The organism is Okeania sp. SIO2F4 (assembly GCF_010672385.1).
Taxonomy (GTDB): Bacteria; Cyanobacteriota; Cyanobacteriia; order Cyanobacteriales; family Microcoleaceae; genus Trichodesmium.
Genome location: NZ_JAAHGT010001003.1, coordinates 1 through 3,447 on the forward strand (window position 1 = coordinate 1; position 3,447 = coordinate 3,447).

General features: G+C 37.1%; 3 protein-coding genes. 2 read left to right on the forward strand and 1 reads right to left on the reverse strand.

Features of this window, described 5'->3' with window-relative positions; all coding sequences use genetic code 11:
- Positions 1–352 precede the first annotated feature (352 nt).
- Both F6K22_RS36280 and F6K22_RS36285 read left to right on the forward strand, forming a co-directional pair.
- A complete protein-coding gene (locus F6K22_RS36280; RefSeq protein ID WP_293109501.1) occupies positions 353–1,951 on the forward strand; it encodes a glycoside hydrolase family 3 N-terminal domain-containing protein in 1,599 nt (532 codons plus the stop codon).
- A 319-nt stretch (positions 1,952–2,270) separates the two neighbouring features.
- Complete coding sequence (locus tag F6K22_RS36285; protein ID WP_293109503.1) at positions 2,271–2,495, forward strand: DUF4327 family protein; 225 nt, start codon at positions 2,271–2,273, stop codon at positions 2,493–2,495.
- A gap of 182 nt (positions 2,496–2,677) precedes the next feature.
- Here the strand turns inward: F6K22_RS36285 and F6K22_RS36290 are convergent, their stop codons facing one another.
- Positions 2,678–3,058, reverse strand: coding sequence for a hypothetical protein (locus F6K22_RS36290; protein ID WP_293109505.1), 381 nt, complete (start codon positions 3,056–3,058; stop codon positions 2,678–2,680).
- Positions 3,059–3,447: the final 389 nt, after the last annotated feature.

Sequence of the window (3,447 nt, forward strand, 5' to 3'; positions counted from 1 at the left end):
AGCTATCCCTTATAAGGAACTCCTGAAACCCTTGTAGGAGGGTGGGGAGAGGGGGAAGAGGGGGAAGAGGGGGGAGTAAGAATCTTGGGGTGCATTTCTCACTTCTTTATGTCTAATTCAATACATTATTTCTCAGAAAAAAGCTGATTCAATACTCGTGCATAACTGACTGAACTTGTCAAGTTTTATGTTAAGAAAGATGTTTATAAAGCATAGCCCTAAAAGGGAGAGGTAATTATTAATTGTTAATTGTTAATTGTTAATTGTTAATTGTTAATTGCTGAACCACCATCAAGAGTCTCACCAAGACATGGTGGGGTAAGTAATTTCTACATTCTCTAATTACTAAATTATGAATTTAGCAGAAAAAGTAGCTCAGATGGTCGTAGTCAGAGCATCTGGGCATTTATTTGACAATCAAATTCTTTATCCAGAATGGGAACCCCCTAACAGCAAGCTTCAATATTGGCTACAAGAGTTGGGTGTTGGAGGGGTGATTTTTGTGGGTGGGAGTGCTGTAGACTTGGCAACTCGCATCCAACAACTTCAGTCTTGGGCTAAAATTCCCTTGCTTTTGGCTGCTGATATTGAGGAAGGAGTTGGTCAAAGGTTTGCTGGGGCAACTTGGTTTCCTCCACCAATGGCGATCGCTGCTATTGCTCAAACTAATCTGAAAAAGGCTCAAGAGTATGCTGAAACTATGGGAGCTATTACAGCTCAAGAAGCTGTGGCTATCGGTTTAAATTGGATTTTGGCCCCAGTGGTAGATGTGAATAATAATCCTGATAACCCAGTGATTAATATTCGGGCTTTTGGAGAAACGACGGAATTAGTTGGTCAATTGGCAAGGGATTTTATTAGGGGTGCTCAACAATATGCAGTTTTGACCACTGCTAAACATTTTCCGGGTCATGGGGATACGGCAGTTGATTCTCATTTTGATTTGCCAGTGATACCCCATTCGGATAGAAGACTGGCAGAAGTTGAGTTACCTCCTTTTTTTGAGGCGCTCGCTGCTGGGGTAGATGCTGTGATGAGTGCCCATTTGTTGATTCCGACCTGGGATGGGGAACTACCGGCAACTTTATCCCACAAAATTATCACAGGTCAGTTACGCCAAAAGTTGGGTTTTGACGGATTAGTTGTGACTGATGCTTTGGTAATGGGGGCGATCGCTAATGGTTATGGTTTGGCCGAGGCGTCTGTTTTGGCTGTGGAAGCTGGTGCGGATATTTTACTTATGCCTTTAGATGCAGAGGTGACAATTAATTCTGTTTGTGATGCGGTGAGTCAAGGCCGTATTTGTGAATCACGAATTGATGAGTCTTTACAGAGAATTTGGCAAGCTAAAACAAAAGTTTATCCTACTTGGGAACCCGGAAATGAAAAAATACCAGATTATGTCTCACCTCCTACATACAATTTAGTTGAAAAGTTAGCTCAATCACAGGCACAAGAAACTGTAGCTCAAATTTTGCAAGACTCTATTCAAGTAGGAGGAGGTTATCTTGCTCCAAAAAATATAGATGATAATCATTTACGAAATTTAGTGCTTGTACAGGATATACTTAATACCCCTTTCTTGGGTAATCATACTCCGGCGATCGCTATTCCCAAAAAATATGGTTATCAACCACAGCTAATTGACAATAATTCAGAAGCTCTCCCAACTTTTACTTCTAATCGCTTGACTTTGCTGCAACTATTTATTCGCGGTAATCCTTTTGGCAAAATAGCTAGTCTAACACAAGCAGGAGAGGATTTAGTTAAGAAATTATTAAGAAGTGGCGAACTACAAGGTCTAATCATATACGGTAGTCAGTATACCTTGAAACAGTTTTCATCAGAACTGTTATCAGAGATACCTTATATCTTTTGTTATGGACAAATGCCAAAAGCCCAAGCTATTGCTCTGGAGCTTTTATTTAAAGATTTACAAGTATCTCTCTAAAATCTAAAAAATATCACCAAATTTTTGACAAAACAAAATTAAAGTGATATTTGGAAGACGATTATTTTAGGCAAGAAGGCTAGAGAAATCCTAAATTAGCTAGCTGATGGGTACAAGTTTAAAGTATATATATGCAATTTGGACTAATACATTAGCTCATGTGTTGGTCTGATGACTTTTAGAATACTTATCAAAATAAGATAACAAATTGTAACTATATATACTGAAAAAATTAACATTCAGAATTAGCAATTTTGCATTATATTATTAATAGCGCCGTAGCGCCGACAATTACTCAAGCTAGGCCAAGAGGGTGACCATGACTTACACCACAGTTCAATATTCTTTAGACATTATCAGGGACGAAGCAGCAGAACTTGTATACAAAGGAGTTCTCAGTCGTCAGCAACCTATTTATACTCTTTGCCAATATATTCCCGCCAGGGAATGGGCTTGTGTAGAGGGTGAATTAGAAGAGTGTGACTTTCTACTCAGGGATAGAATTGGCGACCTGATAGGTAATGAAAAATGGGACAACGACTAAATAAAAGCCTAACTCAGCTAAATTAAAAATTTTTAGCTGAGTTATGATCTAAAATTTATCCTACTTATCTAGGACTTATTAATAACTTAATATTGGTATAAGACACATCTAGAACAGAATCCTGTGATGTGTCAAATATTCAAATATTTTTTTCTGTGTGGAAAAAATATCTTAAAAGAAACTTAATTCTGAGATTCTGACTCCTGAGATTGTTGTAAATCAGTCCGTAGATTGGCTATTTCTTTAGTTAGTTCTAACAAATCTCTTTGTATATCTGATTGTACAAAACCTGAAGCAGGAGTAGAAGAAACAGTTGCATTATCAGTATTGACTTGACTATTTTGTTGATTCAAAATTGTATCAACAAAATTTCGGGCTTCCTGCTCAGTCATCTCTCCTCTTTCAGCCCATTCTTCAGTTAGTTGATTAAAATCAGAATTTAATTTATTCAAATTTTCATCTCGCTTACCAGAGTCTTGCAAAGTTTCCATGAAAAAGGATGTGGCACCTAAGGTAACACGAAATCCTTTTTGTATTATTTGGGTCAGATGATCGGGATTCATAAGTGTAAGTTAACTCAATATCAAATGGTAATTTCTCTCTTATTACAGATGAGAAATAGACTGTATTGGTAATATAACGCGGATAGAAGCAAGTGAAAAGTTGTTTGAGAATATTTTTAGCTAGAAAATATACTTTACTAGCTAAAATCTGGATTTTTTTAATCTGAATAACTGGCAACTTAAAAGCTGATTGATTTTTGAAGCGTAAGTATTCAGCTATTAGCGGTCAGCTCTCAGCTTTTTAAAGAATGAAGCAAGTATCCATTTAACTTCTACTGCATTTTTACTTCTGGGAAATCTCTCAATTGCTTTTTCCTCCCTTAAAGCTTAAAGGTAATAAAGCTGAACGCTGAATGCTTACTTTGAGGCAGACCTAATTTGTGATTATT

Bases quoted from the DNA above. Each gene is read 5' to 3' on its own strand.
- F6K22_RS36280 (WP_293109501.1), top strand. From the start codon at position 353: ATGAATTTAGCAGAAAAAGTAGCTCAGATGGTCGTAGTCAGAGCATCT.
- F6K22_RS36285 (WP_293109503.1), top strand. From the start codon at position 2,271: ATGACTTACACCACAGTTCAATATTCTTTAGACATTATCAGGGACGAA.
- F6K22_RS36290 (WP_293109505.1), bottom strand. From the start codon at position 3,058: ATGAATCCCGATCATCTGACCCAAATAATACAAAAAGGATTTCGTGTT.